General features: G+C 61.6%; 16 protein-coding genes. 6 read left to right on the top strand and 10 right to left on the bottom strand.

Annotated features, from left to right (window positions below; all coding sequences use genetic code 11):
• Window positions 1-2: 2 nt before the first annotated feature.
• The gene (locus BLU26_RS10965; protein ID WP_092286595.1) at window positions 3-593 is read right to left on the bottom strand and encodes a hypothetical protein; all 591 of its coding nucleotides are present in this window, start codon (window positions 591-593) and stop codon (window positions 3-5) included.
• Window positions 586-1,341, bottom strand: a complete 756-nt coding sequence (locus tag BLU26_RS10960; RefSeq protein ID WP_092286593.1) for an SURF1 family protein — start codon at window positions 1,339-1,341, stop codon at window positions 586-588. Before BLU26_RS10960 ends, BLU26_RS10965 begins: the two co-directional genes overlap by 8 nt.
• Window positions 1,342-1,405: 64 nt before the next feature.
• On the opposite strand from BLU26_RS10960, the gene BLU26_RS10955 reads away from it, so the two are divergent.
• Window positions 1,406-1,621, top strand: coding sequence for a twin transmembrane helix small protein (locus tag BLU26_RS10955; protein WP_092288455.1), 216 nt, complete (start codon window positions 1,406-1,408; stop codon window positions 1,619-1,621).
• 37 nt (window positions 1,622-1,658) lie between these two features.
• Here BLU26_RS10955 and BLU26_RS10950 read toward each other — a convergent pair whose 3' ends face one another.
• From BLU26_RS10950 to coxB, 4 genes are read right to left on the bottom strand one after another with little or no spacing between them, the layout of a single operon-like run.
• Entirely contained in the window at window positions 1,659-2,546 is an 888-nt protein-coding gene (locus BLU26_RS10950) for a cytochrome c oxidase subunit 3 (protein WP_092286591.1), read from the bottom strand.
• Between the two features lie 30 nt (window positions 2,547-2,576).
• On the bottom strand, window positions 2,577-3,143 hold the full coding sequence (locus BLU26_RS10945) for a cytochrome c oxidase assembly protein (protein ID WP_092286589.1): 567 nt from the start codon (window positions 3,141-3,143) through the stop codon (window positions 2,577-2,579).
• A gap of 12 nt (window positions 3,144-3,155) precedes the next feature.
• The gene (ctaD, locus tag BLU26_RS10940) at window positions 3,156-4,739 is read right to left on the bottom strand and encodes a cytochrome c oxidase subunit I (protein ID WP_092286587.1); all 1,584 of its coding nucleotides are present in this window, start codon (window positions 4,737-4,739) and stop codon (window positions 3,156-3,158) included.
• Between the two features lie 10 nt (window positions 4,740-4,749).
• Window positions 4,750-5,874: a cytochrome c oxidase subunit II gene (gene coxB / locus BLU26_RS10935; protein WP_092286585.1), complete on the bottom strand. Its 1,125-nt coding sequence runs from the start codon at window positions 5,872-5,874 to the stop codon at window positions 4,750-4,752.
• Window positions 5,875-6,309: 435 nt separating this feature from the next.
• Between coxB and BLU26_RS10930 the strand changes: the two genes are divergently transcribed.
• The gene (locus BLU26_RS10930) at window positions 6,310-6,951 is read left to right on the top strand and encodes a hypothetical protein (RefSeq protein ID WP_092286583.1); all 642 of its coding nucleotides are present in this window, start codon (window positions 6,310-6,312) and stop codon (window positions 6,949-6,951) included.
• Window positions 6,952-6,986: 35 nt separating this feature from the next.
• Here the strand turns inward: BLU26_RS10930 and BLU26_RS10925 are convergent, their stop codons facing one another.
• Window positions 6,987-7,253: a YheV family putative zinc ribbon protein gene (locus BLU26_RS10925; protein WP_092286581.1), complete on the bottom strand. Its 267-nt coding sequence runs from the start codon at window positions 7,251-7,253 to the stop codon at window positions 6,987-6,989.
• The gene (gene prlC / locus BLU26_RS10920) at window positions 7,250-9,292 is read right to left on the bottom strand and encodes an oligopeptidase A (RefSeq protein WP_092286579.1); all 2,043 of its coding nucleotides are present in this window, start codon (window positions 9,290-9,292) and stop codon (window positions 7,250-7,252) included. The genes BLU26_RS10925 and prlC overlap by 4 nt, the downstream gene beginning before the upstream one ends.
• Window positions 9,293-9,476: 184 nt before the next feature.
• On the opposite strand from prlC, the gene BLU26_RS10915 reads away from it, so the two are divergent.
• From BLU26_RS10915 to amt, 4 genes are all read left to right on the top strand, one after another.
• The gene (locus BLU26_RS10915) at window positions 9,477-10,019 is read left to right on the top strand and encodes a gamma carbonic anhydrase family protein (RefSeq protein WP_092288454.1); all 543 of its coding nucleotides are present in this window, start codon (window positions 9,477-9,479) and stop codon (window positions 10,017-10,019) included.
• 53 nt (window positions 10,020-10,072) lie between these two features.
• Complete coding sequence (locus BLU26_RS10910; protein ID WP_092286577.1) at window positions 10,073-11,158, top strand: GGDEF domain-containing protein; 1,086 nt, start codon at window positions 10,073-10,075, stop codon at window positions 11,156-11,158.
• Window positions 11,159-11,308: 150 nt separating this feature from the next.
• On the top strand, window positions 11,309-12,331 hold the full coding sequence (locus tag BLU26_RS10905; protein WP_092286574.1) for an NADP-dependent oxidoreductase: 1,023 nt from the start codon (window positions 11,309-11,311) through the stop codon (window positions 12,329-12,331).
• 299 nt (window positions 12,332-12,630) lie between these two features.
• Entirely contained in the window at window positions 12,631-16,020 is a 3,390-nt protein-coding gene (amt, locus tag BLU26_RS10900; RefSeq protein WP_092286572.1) for an ammonium transporter, read from the top strand.
• A gap of 361 nt (window positions 16,021-16,381) precedes the next feature.
• Here amt and BLU26_RS10895 read toward each other — a convergent pair whose 3' ends face one another.
• On the bottom strand, window positions 16,382-17,092 hold the full coding sequence (locus BLU26_RS10895) for a sensor histidine kinase (protein WP_092286570.1): 711 nt from the start codon (window positions 17,090-17,092) through the stop codon (window positions 16,382-16,384).
• Window positions 17,089-18,693, bottom strand: a complete 1,605-nt coding sequence (locus BLU26_RS10890; RefSeq protein WP_092286568.1) for a response regulator — start codon at window positions 18,691-18,693, stop codon at window positions 17,089-17,091. Before BLU26_RS10890 ends, BLU26_RS10895 begins: the two co-directional genes overlap by 4 nt.
• Window positions 18,694-18,719 lie beyond the last annotated feature (26 nt).

The raw sequence follows: 18,719 nt of genomic DNA, 5'->3' as shown, positions 1-18,719 counted from the left end.
GCTCAGCCTACCTTGGACAGTTTCAACAGACGTTTCAGGTCATCCAACAAATGCTTGCCCGGCGCCGCAGCGCTTTGATGCAGCACGACGCGGCCCAGCGGATCAATCAGCCACAACTGCGGCCCCTGCTGCCAGCTGGCCGGCAACTGTTGCACGCTGCTGTTGTACGCTGAGGCCGAAAGGGTCACCTGCTGCAGGCGCGGAAAGCGTGCTTCTAGACTTTCCTGCTGACGGCTGGAGAGGCCGACACCCGACGCCAGCAAGTGCTCCACGCGATCGGCTTCGCGGCCCACGGCAACGTTGATCTGACGGGCCTCGTGCACCAGTTGCAGGCAGGCCTCGGTGCAGGCTTCGGGGCTGGTGACCACTAGCCGCCAGGGCGCACCGTAGCCCACCGGATCGAGGGCAATCTGCCAGTCGTCGAGCTGGATTTCGGCTGCAACCAGATCTGACTTGTTCGAGTGCGTCTGCGGAATGCCAATATTGAAATGCGCCATCAGGCCAGCCACCAGAATCGGCCCGAATACCACCGCGCAGATCGCCAGCAGCTTGAGTTGGCCGCGTGGACGGCTGCTTGAAGGGTTATCAGTCATGCTCATCATTATTGTTATTCCCCCGTGATTCGGGCCACAGACCGGCCCAGACAAACAAGATCAGTAATGCACCGGCCAAGCAGAACCATTGCACGGCGTAACCGGTATGGCGGCTGGAACTCATTGGTAGCGCAGGCCAGTCCAGGCGCAGGGCGGCATTGCTGCCGGGCTCGATCAGGCGAGCGCGCCATTCTGCCAATTGGACGCCGCCCTGTTGGCGTAGTTCGTTCAGGTTGATGCGGGTAATCAGGCGCGGCCAGCCCTGGGTGCTGGCACCCGCGTCACCGAGGCGGAAGCCGCTGTCGGGATCGGGCAGCGCTTCGACCAGCAGCTGCTGGTCGCCGCTCGGCGTGCTGATGTGAATGGCTTCGCGGCGGTCCGGCCAGGCAGTCCAGCCGCGATTGATCAACAGCCACTGTCCGTTGTCGGCGCGAAACGCCTGGAGTACTTCAACCCCGGCGGCGCCGTCGCGGGTGCGGTTGTCCAGCAGCCAGATGCGTTGGCGATCAAAATGCCCGCGTAGAGCCAGTTGCTGCCAATTGGCGGGTCGCGAGTGGTCCAGTTGATTCAGCGGCAGTGCGGGCGCCTGGCGCCGCTCCTGCATCTGCTGCTCCAGTGCCTGTTTCTGGCCGGCGCGCTCCAGCTGCCAGACGCCCAGCCCCAGCAGCAGTGGCAGCAGGCTCAGGGTGAACACCCAGAGCCCCAAACCGGGTGCAAAACGCCGTGCGCTGTCGCCGGTTTCAGACATGATCACGGTGGTCTGCCTGCAGGGCTATACTGGCCCCCATAACAACAAAGGGGAGCCGGTGCCCATGTGGTTGAAAATTGCGATTCTGGTGCTCTTGGCGGCGGTGGTTTGCAGCCTGTTCAGCGGTTTGTTTTTTCTGATGAAAGACAGTGACAACAGCAGTGGCCGTCTGGTCAAGGCGCTTACCGTGCGGATCAGCCTGACGGTATTGCTGCTGGCGCTGATTGCCTGGGGCTTCTGGTCTGGCGAGTTGCGCTGGGGCACGCCCTGGCTGCATTGAGCCAGAGCCTGCCTTGGTTGGGCGCCAGGTCTGGCGCTCAGAGAATGTAGACAAAGACAAACAGTCCCACCCAGACGACATCAACAAAGTGCCAATACCAGCTCGCTGCCTCAAAGCCGAAATGCTTGCCGGGGGTGAAGTGGCCACGGGTGATACGGATTAGCATGATCGCCAGAATCAGCGTGCCCATGGTCACGTGCGCGCCGTGAAAGCCGGTCAGCATGAAGAAGGTCGAGCCGTAGATACCGGAGTTCAGTGTCAGCCCCAGCTCATGGTAGGCGTGCTGATACTCCAGTGCCTGCAGTATTAGAAAGACGGCGCCCAGCAGTACTGTCAGGCCTAGCCAGGCCTTGGTGGCGCCGCGTTTGTCGGCGCGCAGGGCGTGATGCGCGAAGGTAACGGTCACGCTGGACGTAATCAGGATAATGGTGTTGAGCAAGGGCAGTTGCCAGGGCCCGATGGTTTCTGCCGGCCCCGGAAACGCCTTGGGGTCGGGGTTGTTCATCAGCGGCCAGGAAAACTGGAACTCCGGCCAGAGCATGTTGGCGACGCCCTTGTCACCTTCACCGCCGAGCCAGGGGCCGGCAAAGGTACGAGCATAGAAGAGCGCACCAAAAAACGCGGCAAAGAACATCACCTCGGAAAAGATGAACCAGCCCATGCCCATGCGGAAAGAGCGGTCCATCTGCGGGCTGTACAGTCCCTGATCGCTTTCTTTCACCACATTGGCGAACCAGCCGAACATCATGTAAGCGATGGTCAGCGCGCCGGCGAAGAAAATCCATTTGCCGAAGCCGGCGCCCTCGCCGCTGCTCATGCCATTGATGATGCTGCCACCGCCAAACACGGTGAGCAGCAGGCCCACCGAGGCAATGATCGGCCACTTGCTCTGGGCCGGTACGTAGTAGGTTTCATGACTCGCCATCTGTTGTTCTCCTTATCCGGCAGTCTGTACTCAGTTGGCCTGCACGGCTGACAGCGCCAGCTTTTCAGGCATCCGATCGGTTACATCAAACAGCGTGTAGGCCAGCGTCAGGTGTTTCACGTCCTTGGGCAGTGCCGGGTCGACGATGAAGCGCACGGGCATCATGACGGTCTCGCCCGGTTGCAGCACCTGCTGGGTGAAGCAGAAACATTCGGTCTTGTGGAAGTAGGCCGCCGCCTTGGATGGCGCAACGCTGGGAATGGCCTGCGCCACCATGGGGTGGTCGGTCGGATTGCTGGCGCGAAACAGCATTTCGCGGGTTTCCCCCGGGTGCAGCGACAGCTCGTCAGCTTCCGGGCCGAACGACCAGCTCATGCCTTCGGCGTTGGTGGCCAGAAACTGCACGCGCAGCGTGCGGCTGCCATCGATGTGCTCGCTTTCCTGCTGGTAGGCGGTGCCGCTGGTCTTGCCGTTAATGCCCAGGGCATCACACATGACGTCGTACAGCGGCACCATGGCGAAGCCAAAGGCGAACATGGCCACCACTGTAAACAGCAGGCGTTTGACCAGTCGCGCGTTCGACAGCTGCTCGCTCATGGCGGCCTCCGGCTACTTCACTTCAGGCGGTGTGGTGAAGGTGTGGTAGGGCGCCGGGGACGGCACCGTCCACTCCAGCCCTTCGGCGCCCTCCCAGGGGTTGGCAGCCGCCTTCGGCCCGCCCTTGATGCACTTGATGACGATGAACAGGAACAGCAGCTGGGTCGCGCCGAACATGAAGGCCCCGATGGAGGACACCATGTTGAAGTTGGCAAACATGATGTTGTAATCGGGAATCCGGCGCGGCATGCCCGCCAGACCAACAAAGTGCATCGGGAAGAACGCCAGGTTCATGCCGATGAAACTCATCCAGAAATGCGTCTTGCCGAGCACTTCGTCATACATGTGGCCGGTCCACTTGGGCAGCCAGTAGTACGCCGAGGCAAAGATGCCGAAGATCGCGCCGGGCACCAGCACATAGTGAAAGTGCGCCACGACGAAATAGGTGTCGTGGTACTGGAAGTCGGCCGGAGCGATCGCCAGCATCAGCCCGGAGAAACCGCCGATGGTGAACAGGATGACAAAGGCCACGGCGAACAGCATCGGCGTTTCGAAGGTCAGCGCGCCGCGGAACATGGTACTCACCCAGTTGAACACCTTCACCCCCGTCGGCACGGCGATCAGCATGGTGGCGTACATGAAGAACAGCTCGCCGGTGATCGGAATGCCCACGGTGAACATGTGGTGCGCCCAGACAATGAACGACAGAAAGGCAATCGCTGCAGTGGCGTAGACCATTGAGGTGTAGCCGAACAGCGGCTTGCGGCTGAAGGTCGGGATGATCTGGCTGACCGCGCCGAAGGCGGGCAGGATCATGATGTACACCTCGGGATGGCCGAAGAACCAGAAGATGTGCTGGAACATCACCGGGTCACCGCCGCCGGCGGCATTGAAGAAGCTGGTGCCGAAGTGGATGTCCATCAGCATCATGGTCACCACACCCGCCAGCACCGGCATTACCGCGATCAGCAGGAAGGCGGTAATCAGCCAGGTCCAGACGAACAGCGGCATTTTCATCAGCGTCATGCCGGGAGCGCGCAGGTTGAGAATGGTGGCGATGATGTTGATCGCGCCCATGATTGAGCTGATGCCCGCCAGGTGAATGGCGAAAATGAAGAAGGTGACGCTGGGCGGCGCATAAGTGGTCGATAGCGGCGCATAGAAGGTCCAGCCGAAGTTGGGTCCGCCGCCCTCCATGAACAGCGTCGAGAGCAGCAAGCCGAACGCCATCGGCAGCAGCCAGAAGCTGAAGTTGTTCATGCGTGGCAGCGCCATATCCGGCGCGCCGACCATCAGCGGGATCATCCAGTTGGCCAAGCCGACAAAGGCCGGCATCACGGCGCCGAACACCATGATCAGGCCGTGGGTGGTGGTCATCTGGTTGAAGAACTCCGGCTGCACCAGCTGCAGACCGGGCTGGAACAGCTCGGCCCGGATGACCATGGCCATGCTGCCACCGGCCAGAAACATGATGAAGCTGAACCACAGGTACATGGTGCCGATGTCTTTGTGGTTGGTGGTCAGAACCCACCGCATCAGCCCCTTGGCCGGACCATGAGCATGGTCGGCGTGATGGTGATCGATCACTGCGCTCATGACAGGTCTCCTATTGGCCGTCTTTGAAGTTGAGGATATCCAATGGGCTGACTACCTCACCGGTGTCGTTGCCCCAGGCATTGCGTTCATAGGTGATGACCGCAGCCGTATCCACTTCAGAGAGTTGTTTGCCGAAGGCCGCCATTGCCGTACCAGGACGGCCATTCACGACGGTGTTGATGTGTTCCTGAATGTCGTTGAGCACAATGTCGCTGCCCTTGAGCGCCGGGAACATCGGCGGTATGCCTTCGCCGTTGGCCTGGTGACAGGAGGCGCAGGCAGAGCCGTAAACCTTCTCACCGCGCGCAACCAGCTCGTCAAGCGTCCAGTCCTTCTCGCGTAGCTCGGCTTCCTTGGCGGCGGCCTCTTTCTGTTCGGCCATCCAGGCGTCGTAGTCGGCCTGGGTCTTGGCTTCCACCACGATGGGCATGAAGCCGTGATCCTTGCCGCACAGCTCGGTGCACTGGCCGCGATAGATGCCGGGTTGATCAATGCGCGTCCAGGACTCGTTGACGAAGCCGGGAATGGCATCCTTCTTGACCGCAAAGGCGGGTACCCACCAGGAGTGGATGACGTCAGCCGAGGTAATCAGGAAGCGGATTTTCTTGCCGATTGGCACCACCAGCGGGTTGTCGACTTCCAGCAGGTAGTTGGGGTTTTTCTCCGCGACGTTGTTGATCTCGTCGCGGGGCGTGGCCAGCGAGCTGAAGTAGCTGACGCCCTCGCCCACATACTTGTACTGCCAGCGCCATTGGTAGCCGGTGACGAGGATATCGACGTCGGACTCTTCGGCGTCGTAGATATCGATCAGCGTCTTGGTGGCAGGCACCGCCATGACGATGAGGATGATCAGCGGAATGACGGTCCAGAGAATCTCGACCGTGAGGTTCTCATGGAAGGTGGCGGGCTTGCTGTCCGCGGATTTTCGATGCATGAGCATCGACCAGAACATGACGCCGAAAACGACTACGCCGATCACTACACAGATCCAGAAAATGGTCATGTGCAGGTCGAACACGGACTGGCTAACTTCGGTGACGCCCGGCTGCATGTTGACGCCCCACTCGGCATTGGCGGCAGTGCCAACGGCGGACAAGGACAGACCAACCAGCCAGGTCATTGCTGATCGCAACATTCCCGGTTCCCCTTTATTTTTTTTATCACTCCAGGCGCGTAGGGAAGTCGCTACCTTGCGACATTAAGTCGCTGTAGACGCGATGGACCAGAGTCAGCAAGCGACTAGACTGTCGCTTTAAATCCCCCGGCCAGTACCCCCAATGGCTACCGGACAATCTCGAGTATAGACCCGGCATTCGGCTTGGCAATGTTGCCACAGGTTATTTTTTAACCGGTATGGGCGGCTGGCGGAGATAGCAGAAGGCCGCTATAAATTGTCTTGGTGGTATCGCGCTGTGGCAACACTGATTTCTATTGCGGCGTTATTGCAAAATGGTCTAATGCCTCACGTTGAGCCACTTTGACGGGTTATGCGACCTCTGCTAGCTTGTCTTGCACCTCGTCGCGCTACCGACTCATCTGCAGCATACGGCTGTCGTTGTGGAGAGAAATCATGAATACGCCCGCTTTGAAAAGCCAGGTCGAACTGGCTCTGAATCAACCACATACGCAGCAACATCTGCGTGCCTGGCTGGCCGAGCGCCTGCCAGGTCTGCATCCGGCCATCCGTCTGGAAGACGATGGCATTGATACACTGTTCAAATTTGTGCAGGCCTACGTTGAACAGGTACCCAACGTACTCGACGCCGCCGCCGCCGTGGCCGAGGCTGCGCGTATGCGCGACCGCCTGCTGCCGGTGCTGAAGGTGGCCGAGGCGTTCTTTCTGCAGCCGCCGGATCTGCCTGCCGAGCATCAGGGGTTACTGGCGTTGCTGGATGAGGCTTACCTGGCCCATCGGCTGGTAGAAGAAGTGAACGACCGCTATGTGGCGCACGGCGGCGAAGCACTGATACCAATGGATACCACGCGCGCCAACCTGATCGTGCATCAATTGCTGGGCGATGACTTTGCCAATCAGCTGGACGCCGCTGTCGAAACGGCGGTTGCAGGCTTGCTGCCGGCCGATACCTTCAGCTCGGAGACCTTTCAGAGCTATCTAGCTCAGCAGACCGAGGCCAGACGCGAGCTTTGGCAACAGTGGCCATGCATGAGCGAGCAGTTGGGCATAGGGATAGAGTGGCGCGGCGCCGCCTGAGCGGCACGGCCAACGAACAGGAAGAAAGCCGGAGATTACTCCGGCTTTTTTTTCAGCCGTGGGTTGGGGAAGAACTGCACCGTTTGCGTGGTGGGCTTGTCTGCCTTGGGTTTGCTGACGTTGACCCGTGTGGTCAGCTCGCTGGGCACCGAGTTACCACGCTCGTCCAGCGTATCGGCGTAGCCGCACTGCACGCATTCGCGGTGCGGCACGCCTTCCACCTCAAACATGCGGATGGTGTCCATGGTGCTGCACGCCGGGCAAACTGCCCCGGCGATGAAACGTTTTACCGGCTGGCTCATGCCGCCTCTCCGGACAGGCCAAGATGGCGCAGCAGCGGGTCGATGGACGGCTCACGACCGCGGAAGGCAACGAACAGCGCCATGGGTTCTTCACTGCCGCCGCGGGCCAGAATGTTGTCGCGGAAGGCACGTCCGGTCGCCTCGTTCAATACACCCTCTTCCTCGAAGCGCGAGAAGGCGTCAGCCGACAGCACCTCAGCCCATTTGTAGCTGTAATAACCCGCTGCGTAACCGCCGGCAAAGATATGGCTGAAGCCATTCTGGAAGCGGTTAAACGCCGGTGGGCGCATCACTGCCACTTCGTCGCGCACCTGATCGAGCACCTGCTGCACACTCAGTTCCGGGTGCTGACGTACGTGCAGTTCGAAGTCGAACAGCGAGAGCTCGATCTGGCGCAGCATACCCATGCCGGACTGGAAGTTTTTTGCCGCCAGCATCTTGTCGAGCAGTGCCTGGGGCAGGGCCTCACCGGTCTCGAAGTGCCCGGAGATCAGCGCCAGGCCTTCTGGCTCCCAGCACCAGTTTTCCATGAACTGGCTGGGCAGCTCGACGGCATCCCAGGCCACACCGTTGATGCCGCTGGCGGAGGCGTAGTCAACGCGGGTCAGCAAGTGGTGCAGGCCATGGCCAAATTCGTGGAACAGGGTGGTGACTTCATCGTGGGTCAGCAGCGCGGGCTTGCCACCGGCTGGCGGTGTGAAATTGCATACCAGGTAGGCGATCGGGCGTTGCAGCTGGCCACCCGGCAGTAGGCGGCGATCACGGCAGCCGTCCATCCAGGCGCCGCCGCGCTTGTGCGAGCGGGCGTAGAGATCGAGGAAGAAGCGACCAATAACCTCGCCGTTCTCCAGTACTTCAAACAGTCGTGCATCGGCGTGCCAGCGCTCGAACTGCTCCACCTCACGCAGCTCGATACCGTACAGCTTCTGTACGACGCCAAACATGCCCTTGATGACGGTGTTGACCGGGAAGTACGGGCGTAGCACTTCCTGCGAAATGGCGTAGCGGTGTTGGCGCAGTTTCTCGCTGTAGTAACCGACATCCCAGGGCTGCAGTTCGGCACACCCCTGCTCGGCAGCGAAGGCGCGCAGGGCGGCCAGGTCCTGCTCGGCGTGGCCCTTGCTGCGTTGGCCCAGGTCGCGCAGAAAGCCAAGCACCTGATCGGTGCTTTCGGCCATCTTGGTGGCCAGCGAGAGTTCGGCGTAGTTGGCAAAGCCAAGCAGCTCCGCCAGTTCCTGGCGCAGGGTGAGGATTTCTTCGATAATCGGGCCGTTATCCAGCTGGCCGGCATTCGGGCCTTGATCCGAGGCTCGGGTGCAGAAGGCGGTATATACCTCTTCCCGCAGCGCGCGATCGTTGGCGTAGGTCATCACCGCGTAATAGCTGGGGAAGTCGAGGGTGACCAGCCAGCCGTCCAGTTCGCGGGCGGCGGCGGCTTGTCGGGCCTGTTCCAGCGCGGAGTCGGGCAGGCCATCAAGCTGCGCGGCGTCGCTCAGCTGCTTGGTCCAGGCCTGGGTGGCGTCGAGCACCTGATTGGAAAAGCGACTTTGCAGCTCGGACAAGCGCATCTGCAACTCGCCGTAGCGCTTTTGTTGGGCGGGCGGCAAGGCGATACCGGACAGCCGGAAGTCGCGCAGCGCGTGCTCGATAATGGTCTGCTGCGCCTTGTCGAGGCGGGTAAACTCGGCGCTGTTGGCCAGTTGCTGATAGGCCTCGAACAGCGCCTGGTTCTGGCCCAGCTCGGTGAAGTACTGGCTCAGCAGCGGCAGGCAGCTTTCATAGGCCTCACGCAGCTCCGGGCTGTTCATCACCGCGTTCAGATGGCTGACCGGCGACCAGGCGCGCGACAGCTTTTCGCCCATGTCATCCAGCGGCTCCACCAGGTTGGCCCAGCTCCACTGGGCCGGCGGGTTGGCCAGCAGGGCTTCTACCTGGGCACGGCTGTCAGCCAGAATCTGCTCGACAGCGGGCTTGACGTGCTCGGCGCGGATGGCACTGAACGGCGGCAGGTCGTAGGGTTGCAGCAGCGGATTGGACATGGAGTGGCTTCCTGATTGGACAGTGACGGCGTTCGACGGCCATCATATTAAATCGGTGCAGGGCATGGCGAGCAGATTGCTCAACGCCCTCGTCGTCCACAAGATCTATGGGCGCGGCCCCGGCATTTCAAGGCGCGCGGTGCTGTTCTTGCAGGCCGGGCAAACAGGCAAACGAGGTAGTGACATGAATGTAAGACCCTTTGGCGACAAGATTCCACAGCTTGGCCAGGCGGTGTTCGTCGATCCCTCGGCCGTGGTGCTGGGAGACGTGGTGCTCGGAGCGGATTGCTCGGTGTGGCCGGCCACGGTGATACGCGGCGACATGCACCGCATCCGCATTGGCGCCCGCACCAGTATTCAGGACGGCAGCGTGCTGCACATCACCCACGCCGGGCCGTTCAACCCCGATGGTTACCCGCTGGTGATTGGCGATGAGGTAACGGTCGGGCACAAGGTGTTGCTGCACGGCTGCAGCATCGGCAATCGCGTGCTTATCGGTATGGGAAGTATCGTTATGGATGGCGCTGTGGTGGAAGACGAGGTGATCGTCGGCGCCGGCTCGCTGGTGCCGGCCAATCGCACGCTGGAAAGCGGCTATCTCTATATGGGTAGTCCCGCGCGGCAAGTGCGCGCGCTGACCGACAAGGAAAAAGCGTTTTTCAGCTATTCGGCCGACAACTATGTGCGGCTCAAGGATCAGCACCTGCGCGAAAGCTGGGCTGGCTAGATGCGGTGCACCCACTAAACTGAAAGGCTTCACAGCCCCTGCAGGCGAGGGAAATGCCAGCAAAACTCAAACCCCCGACACCGGACTCTGGTGCTTCTGCGCGTAACGCGCTCGCCGATGCAGACCGTCGTAGCCTATTGCGCCTGGTGCTGTCGTCCACCGGGCTGACGCTGTGCGGCTTTGCTGTCTTGCAGCTGAGCAACGACAACCTGCTGCTGGCGCTGTTGGAAATCGCCGCCGGCCTGCTGCTGCTCTGGGCTGCCTGGAAGATCGTCGCCGTGCAGGATCTGACGCCCTGGATCTATCTATACCTGCTGCCCACCTTCTGTTTCATGGTGTACATCATCGTCATGCCCGGCGCCTCGCCGACCGCCTTTGTCTGGATGTACCTGGTGCCGATCATGTCGTATCTGCTGCTGGGGCGCAGCGCCGGGTTCTGGCTGGCCGCGCCCTTTATTGTGCTGGCGGCGGCACTGTATATCTGGCGTTACGCTGCGGTGCGCACGGTAGGCGGGATGATCGACCTGGGCAATGCCATGCTCTGCGGCGTGCTGCTGATGCTGTTTGTGCACATCTATGAAGGGCGCCGGGCGGCGGCGCAGCGGGTACTGGAGCGGGTGGCGGAAACCGACGCGCTGACCGGCGTATTCAATCGAGGCCGCTTTCAACAGCTGTTTGTCCAGGCGGCGCAGCAGGCGGAACGCAGCCAGCAGCCCTTTTGTCTGGTGCTGCTGGATGTCGATCACTTCAAGCAGGTGAATGACAGTTGGGGGCACGTGGTGGGCGACCACGCCCTGCAGCACCTGTGCAGGGTGCTGCAACAGCGCTTGCGCAAGACCGATCACCTGGGCCGCCTGGGCGGCGAAGAGTTTGGCCTGCTGCTGCTCAATACCGACGTGGAGGCGGGTGCAACCCTGGTGGAAGACCTGCGCGAGGCCCTGAGCGCCCGGCCGTTGCAGCTCAAGGGCATGCAGGTGCCGCTGGCAGCGACCTTTGGCGTGGCGCAGTGGCCGGTTGACGGCAACGACCCGGAGACGCTCTACCGCTGTGCCGACCAGCGCCTGTATCGCGGTAAGGCCTACGGACGTAATCGGGTGATCAGCGACGGTGCGGGGCTCGCGGTGAGTGATTTGGGCTGATCCGCCAGACCGGGTTTCGGCCAGCCAACTGGCAAACAATCAGCCGCGTGAATAGTGGGCCGCAAGGGCACGACTTGCCCCTTTGCTAGTCTATTATCGGCGAGTTCGCGGCAACCTGTCCGCCCATACACCTGATAGCGAGAGGCAAATATGTCTGCCCATACCAATCGTAAAGTCGTACTTAACCAGCGCCCGCAGGGCGAAATCCAGGATGGCGATCTGCTGATCAAGGAAGAGCCGGTCCGTGCGCTGAAAGACGGCGAAGTACTGCTGCAAACCCTGTGGCTGTCGCTCGACCCCTACATGCGTCCGCGCATGAACGACAGCAAGGGCTATATGGACCCGATCGAGATCGGCGCGCCCATCGTCGGCGAAAGCATCGGCCGTGTGGTTGAAAGCAAGTCGGACAACTATGCCGTCGGCGATGTGGTGACCGCCTACACCGGCTGGCAGGAGTACGGCATCATCCCCGGCGACGCTCCGATGGTGTACAAGATCAAGGATCAGGGCGCGCCGCTGCAAACCTACCTGGGCGTCGCCGGCATGCCGGGCCGCACCGGTTATTGCGGCCTGATGTATGTTGGTAAGCCGAAAGCCGGTGAAACCGTGGTGGTGGCGGCGGCCTCTGGTCCGGTCGGTACCGTGGTGGGTCAGACCGCGAAGAAGGAAGGCTGCCGCGTGGTGGGTATTGCCGGCGGCCCCGAGAAGTGCAAATACGTCGTGGAGGAGCTGGGCTTTGATGCCTGCATCGACTACAAGGCAGGCAACCTCGACGCGGACCTCGCGGCTGCCTGCCCGGACGGTATCGACGTGTACTTCGAAAACGTCGGTGGTGACGTCGCCAAGGCGGTTGCCAAGCTGATCAACCCGGGTGCGCGCGTGCCGATCTGCGGTTACGTATCTGCCTATAACGAAGCTGACCAGAGCAAGGTGGAAACCCCATTCCACATCTTCGGCGCGCTTGATCCCAAGCCTGAGCATCGCTTCTTCCTGGTTACCGAGTGGCAGGACAAGCACCAGGAAATCACCGCGCTGCTGGCCGGTCAGGTAGCCTCAGGTGAGCTGAAATACAGCGAAACCGTCGCTGAAGGTCTGGACAACGCAGTTGAAGCCTTCAAGGGCATGCTCAAGGGCAAGAACTTCGGCAAGCAATTGGTGCATATCGCCGACTGATTTTTCCCCGCTGAGCCATCACTGGGCGGCATAAAGTCCGCTCAGTGATAACTGCGCCACACTTTGCCCTGCCTCCCTACTCCCTTCTGTAATCTGCCTCTTGCACCTGTTCTGCTCCCGTTGCGGTTTTATGGCGACGATTTGCTGACGTTTCGACACCTTTTGGTACAAAAACTGCATTGGTTGCACTGTCCTGAGCCGGCGGAGCCGCAAACACACTGCGGTCGCCCCAAAACAGGGCGTTACCATAATTGGCGCGCTATCAAAGTGCCAGTTCTGAATCGGATCAGGTGTCGACTATGCCCGTCTCAATGATTGATGTTCTGTGGCTTGTGCTTTGCGCTGGGCTGGTATTCAACATGCAGATCGGCTTTCTCTGCCTGGAGTCGGGTCTTACCCGCAGCAAGAACGCGATCAACGTGGCGGTGAAGAACATGGCCGACCTGGGTCTGGCTGTCTTCCTCTATTGGTTGTTCGGCTTCAGCCTGATGTTCGGCGTCAGCTCGACCGGCCTGTTCGGCAGTGGCTTCAACATGCTGTCGTTCAACGACACCTGGCAGGCCGCCTTTTTCCTCTTCCAGGCTATGTTCTGCACCACCGCCGCGACCATTGTCTCCGGCGCCGCTGCCGAACGCATGCGGTTCAGCGCCTACCTGTTGGTTACCGCCATCGCCGCCGGCCTGATCTATCCGTTCTTTGGCCATTGGGCATGGGGTGGCAGCTTCAGTGACGGCGAAGGCTGGCTGGCCAATCGTGGCTTTGTCGATTTCGCCGGTTCTACCGTGGTACATGGTATTGGCGGCTGGATCGCGCTGGCGGTGATTCTGATTCTCGGCCCGCGGCAGGGTCGCTATGAACAGGATCGTGAGGGTCGCAGCATGCCGGGCTCGAATCTGCCGGTGGCGATGCTCGGCGCGCTGATGCTGATGTTTGGCTGGTTCGGCTTCAACGGCGGCAGTGCGCTGGCGTTTGATGGCCGGGTGCCCGGGATTATCGCCAATACGGTATTGGCGGCTATCGCCGGTACCTTGGGCGGCATGATGATGTCGTGGCTACGCTGGCGCTTGGTCGATCCAGTCTATCCGCTAAACGGCCTGATTGCCGGCATGGTGGCGGTCACCGCTGGCGCACACGTGGTGGACGCCGGCGCCTCGGTGCTGATCGGCCTCGGCGGCGCGGTGGTGATGTACTTTGCTGATCGGCTGCTCACGCACCTGCGCATCGACGATGCCGTGGGCGCGGTGCCGGTGCATCTGGCAGCCGGCATCTGGGGTACGCTGGCGGTGGCGCTGTTTGGCGACCTCACGCTGTTGGGCACCGGTCTGACGCGTTTCGAGCAGTTGATCGCGCAGATTGAGGGTGTGCTGGTCGCCGCGCTCTGGGCCTTTGGCCTGACCTGGATTCTGCTGCGCGGGATCAATCGCTTCTGGCCGATGCGGGTCACCGAGGAGGCGGAACGTCAGGGCTTGAACGTTGCAGAGCACGGCGCGCGTACCGAGTTGATCGAGCTGCTGGAGGCCATGGCAGCGCATCAGCAGGCCGGCGACATGCAGCAGGACGTGCCGGTCGAGCCTTTTACCGAGGTCGGCCAGATTGCCGCGCAGTACAACAAGGTGATTCACGCGCTGCGCCGGGCCGTGGGCATGACCCAGAGCATCATTCGCGACATTCGCGATGGCGTGGTCACCTGCAGCCGTGATGGCGTGCTGGCCAGCTGCAATCCGGGCGCCGAACGGCTGTTCGGCATGTCGGCCGGCGCCCTGATCGGGCAGCCGATCGAGCGCTTGGTGGCTGACCGCAGCTGGCAAGGCATGCCGTTGCCCGAGGCCGGCAGCGAAATGATGCGCGAGGTGCTGTTCAGCCGTAACGAGCACGATCAGTTTGTCGCGGAGCTGACGGTCAGCCGGGGCGCCTTCGATGATGATGTGTATACCTGCATGATCCGCGATATCACCGAGCGCCGGCGCATCGAGCAGCAGCTGTTTCAGGAAAAGATGCTGGCGCAGGTAACCCTGGCCTCGATCGGTGATGGCGTGATTACCACCGGGCCGGACAGCCGCGTGCGGTATCTCAACCCGGTGGCGCAGAAGTTGACCGGCTGGAGCGAGGAGGAAGCCGCCGGGCGCCCGCTGGACGATGTCTATTGCCTGTATGACGAGGCCGACGGTGAGCGCCTGGGCAACCCGGTCAGCGCGCTGCTGCGGCGCTACCGCCAGGCACTGGCGCGGGAAGACGGTGCCATGTGCCAGTTGCGGCGGCGCGACGGCAGCGAAGTGACGATTCAGGATGCGGTGGCGCCGATTCGCGACGCCGAGGGCCACATCATTGGTGCAGTGCTGACCTTCCGCGATGTGACCGTCAACCGGCGGTTGGCGCGAGAGCTGTCGCACCAGGCGGCGCACGACACCCTGACCGGGCTGAGCAATCGCAAGGAGTTCGAGCGGCGAGTGGCGCTGGCGCTGACCAAGCAGCCGCACGAGCGCGGTGATCAGGTGCTCTGCTATATGGATCTGGACCAATTCAAGATCGTCAACGACACCTGCGGCCATGCCGCCGGCGACGAACTGCTGCGGCAGCTGGCCAAGCTGTTTCAGGCGCACGTGCGCAGCAGCGACGTATTGGCCCGCCTCGGCGGCGACGAGTTTGGCCTGCTGTTATCCGGTTGCTCGCTGGAAGAGGCGATTCCGATCGTCGACGGTATACGCGCATTGGTAGAGGAGTTTCGCTTCAGTTGGCAGGACAAGACCTTTGCCGTGGGCGTCAGTATCGGTCTGGTCTCGGTCGAGGAGCAGATGGCGACCATGGATGTGCTGCTCAGCGCCGCCGACAGCGCCTGCTACGCGGCCAAGGAAGCAGGCCGCAACCGCATTCACCTGTACCAGGCAGACGACGCCCAGCTGCTGGAACGGCGCGGCGAAATGATGTGGGTGAACCGCCTGCGCCATGCGCTGGATGGCGACCTGATGCGGTTGTACGTGCAGCCGATTCATCCGATCAGTCAGCAGCAGACCGTGCCGGGTTACGAAGTACTGGTGCGGATGCTGGGTGACGATGGCCGTATCATTCCGCCAGGCGCCTTTATGCCGGCCGCCGAGCGCTACGATCTGGCCTCGGCCATCGACCGCTGGGTGGTGGGCAACTTCCTCGCCTGGGTTGGCGACTACAACCGCAGGCGCAACGGCGATATTGGCAACTACTCGATCAACCTGTCGGCGGCCTCGCTGGTGGAAGAAAGCTTTCTGGCCTTTGTGCTGGATGCCATCGAGCGCCACGCCGTGCCGCCGCAAAGCATCTGCTTTGAAATTACCGAAACCAGCGCCATTGCCAATCTGGCCAAGGCGGTGACCTTCATGCAGCAACTGAAGGTGATCGGCTGCAAGTTCGCGCTGGACGACTTTGGCTCCGGGCTGTCGTCCTTTGCCTACCTCAAGTCGCTACCGGTGGATTACCTGAAAATCGACGGCGTCTTCGTCAAGGACATCGCCAACGACCCGATCGCCCGCGCCATGGTCGCCTCCATCAACACCATCGGCCACGAGATGGGCCTGGAAACCGTGGCCGAGTTCGTCGAGAACGAGGCGATTCTGGATCAGCTGCGCGAGCTGGGTGTGGACTATGCACAGGGCTATCACCTGGGTCGTCCGCAGCCATTGAGCGAGCTGGAAGGCGTGCGGATGATGCCGCGTTAGCCTGTATTCGGATGCGTAAAGGTTCTACTCATCGCTTTTGACGAACAGCTCGACCAATGCACGGGGCAGAAATCCCCTCTGAGCGGGCGAGTAGCGCAGAGCTGCCGGGAAAAAGGGGCGCGCGATGTCTGAGCGGAGCGAGTTTGCGCGCTCCCCCGGCAGCTTGAGCAACGCAGCGAACCCGCAGGGCCGCGCAGCGGGGTGCCCTGGGGGATTGCTAAGGGGGAATGGGCAAGCATTCCCCCTTGGCTCGCCTAGAGGCGAAAGCGATAGGGAGCCACCCGTAGAGCCGATGAAAACCAGAGGTCGCTTCCGGTCTATTTGCCAAATTGATTGACTCCGGCCTGCAGCGGCCCGCCGATCACGGCAAATAAATCCGAAACTCCCCACCCCCCAGTTCACTGTCATTGCTGATGGCGATACGCCCCTGTACGCCATTGCGCTGATGCCGCTCGGCGATGCGCGCACCAAAATACAGACCCAGGCCAGTGGAACCGCTGCTCATGTTGATGCCCAGTACGTATTCGGATTGCGCATCCAGCATCGGTTGCGGATAACCCTGGCCGTCGTCGCTGATCGCCAGTACCAGTTGCTCTTCTTCTACCCAGGCGCGCAGTTCGATTGCGTTCTGGGCGTAGCGAATCGAGTTGTTGATCACGTTGCCGACCACGGAGTCGACCAGTTCGGCATCAAAGAAGCCCATGAGGCCGTCTTCGGCAACCTGATAGCTACCCTTGATCTGCCGGGAGCGCAGGATGTTGTCGTGCCGCGCGAGTGAAGCCTGAAAGAAGTCTTCCACCTCGATGTGGGTTGGCTGCAGCGGTAACTGGTTAACGCCCAGTTTGTATAGCCCGAGCATCTGTACCAGCATGCCGTTCAGGCGCATCGACTCATATTCGATAATGCCCTGCTCGCGGCTGTCGCCCAGCTCTGCGGGCAAGCGCGCGGCCAGCGCCGCATGGGCCTGCATCAGCATGCCCAGCGAGTTTTTCATGTCATGCACGGTGGAGGCGATCACGGTGGAGAACCCCAGCGCCTGTTCGTCTTCCTGCTCCGGGCGCTCGCGATTCATAGTGCCTCCACACGCTCGCACAGTTTGCGGTAGCGGGCGTAGCGGTGATCCGACTCGGGCATGCTGCGGACCTGCTCCAGACAAGACAGACATTCGTCGCGCAGCTCGTCGGTGGGTTCGCTGAGCAACAGGCGCAGCAGCGACTGCGCGGTATTCAGGGCAAAACTGATATTGCGCGGTTGCAGTGCCTGGGCGGCGCGAAAGCTGTCCAGGGCGGCCGGGTACTGCTGTTGCTGATACAGGCGAACCCCCTCGCGGTTGTGGGTCTGGGCCTGTTGGCCGGCTTCCAGGATCGCCGGATTGCTGGTTTGTGCAGCAATGCCGGCCATCACCTTGGGATCGTCGCCGTACATTTCGGCGCAGGTGCCCAGCAGGTTGTCGGCGGTGTCCGGCTGGCCGAGTGCGCGCAACTGCTCGGCCACCTCCAGCGCGGCTGCGGCCGAGAAAAAGGTTTTCAGGTCGCCCAGCTTGTGGCTGGCGTTGCGCACCAGTTCATCGGCTTCGCTCTGTTTGCCGGCCTTGACCAGGCTCTTGGCTTGCAGCAGGTCGGCGCGTGCGGTCAGACCAGGGTCGTGTTTCCAGCTCTTGCTCAGGTCACCCAGTGTCTGCCGTATCTCCAGCATGGCCTTGGGCGATGGAGCGGCATCACCGGCCTGGTCCTGCAGGCTGCCGGCCAGGTGCAGGTGGCACTCGGGGTCGCGAAACTGCGAATGGCGGCCCAGGCTGACTGCCTGGCGATAGGCGCGCACCGCGCGCTCCGGGTCCTGGTTGGTGCGTGCCAGTTTGCCCAGCTCGGCTTGACGCTGGGGGCTGTTCGGCGAAATCTTCACCGCCTGCTCAAGGAACACCTGCGCCTTGAGCAGTTCGCCCTTGGCCTGCTTGACCTGTGCCAGGCCATCAAACAGCGCCGGCAACATGGGAAACTGGCTGATGCCCTGCTCGAAGCAGGCTTCGGCCTGTTCCAGTTCGCCACGCTCCAGCCAGTGATTGGCCAGCATGAGCAGCGCCCACGGCATGGGGCGATCGGCCAACAGCCCTTGCAACTGGCTTTCCAGTTCTTCGTGCAGGCCCAGGGTTTTCAGCGCATCAGCCTTGTAGCGCTGGCACAGGGGCGCGTAGCGCGGCTGGCTGGCGATGATCTGCTCGCACGCCTGCAGCACCGCGCCGTATTGCTGTTTGGCCAGCGGCGCGAGTATCGGCTGCAGGGCGACCTTGCGTTCCACCAGTTTGTCCAGGCGTTGCTGCAGGCTGGCGCGGGTGAAGGGTTTGGTCAGGTAGGCATCGGGTTCAAACTCGAGTGCGGCCATGACCATGGCCTGGCTACTCTCGGCGGTGACCATGACGAAGATGCAGTTCGGGCTGATCAGGCCAGCGTGGTGCAGCTCCTCGAGGACCTGCTGACCGTTCTTGCCTTCGCCCAGATTGTAATCGTGCAGGATGATGTCGTACTGGTTTTCGCGGCAAAGCTTGATCGCCTCGTCGCCGTTGGCGGCGGCATCCACGTGCTGCGCGGCCATCTGGTTGAGCATGCCCTTGACCGAGGAGCGGAAGTCGGAGAAGTCATCGACGATAAGGAAGCGTCTTTTGTTATAGCTGATCATAGGGTGTCCCGGATGTACGACTTTTA

Origin of the sequence: Halopseudomonas sabulinigri, assembly GCF_900105255.1 — a bacterium.
Lineage (GTDB): Bacteria > Pseudomonadota > Gammaproteobacteria > Pseudomonadales > Pseudomonadaceae > Halopseudomonas > Halopseudomonas sabulinigri.
Note: the sequence above shows the minus strand (reverse complement) of the source record. Positions and strands in the feature narration are given on the sequence as shown.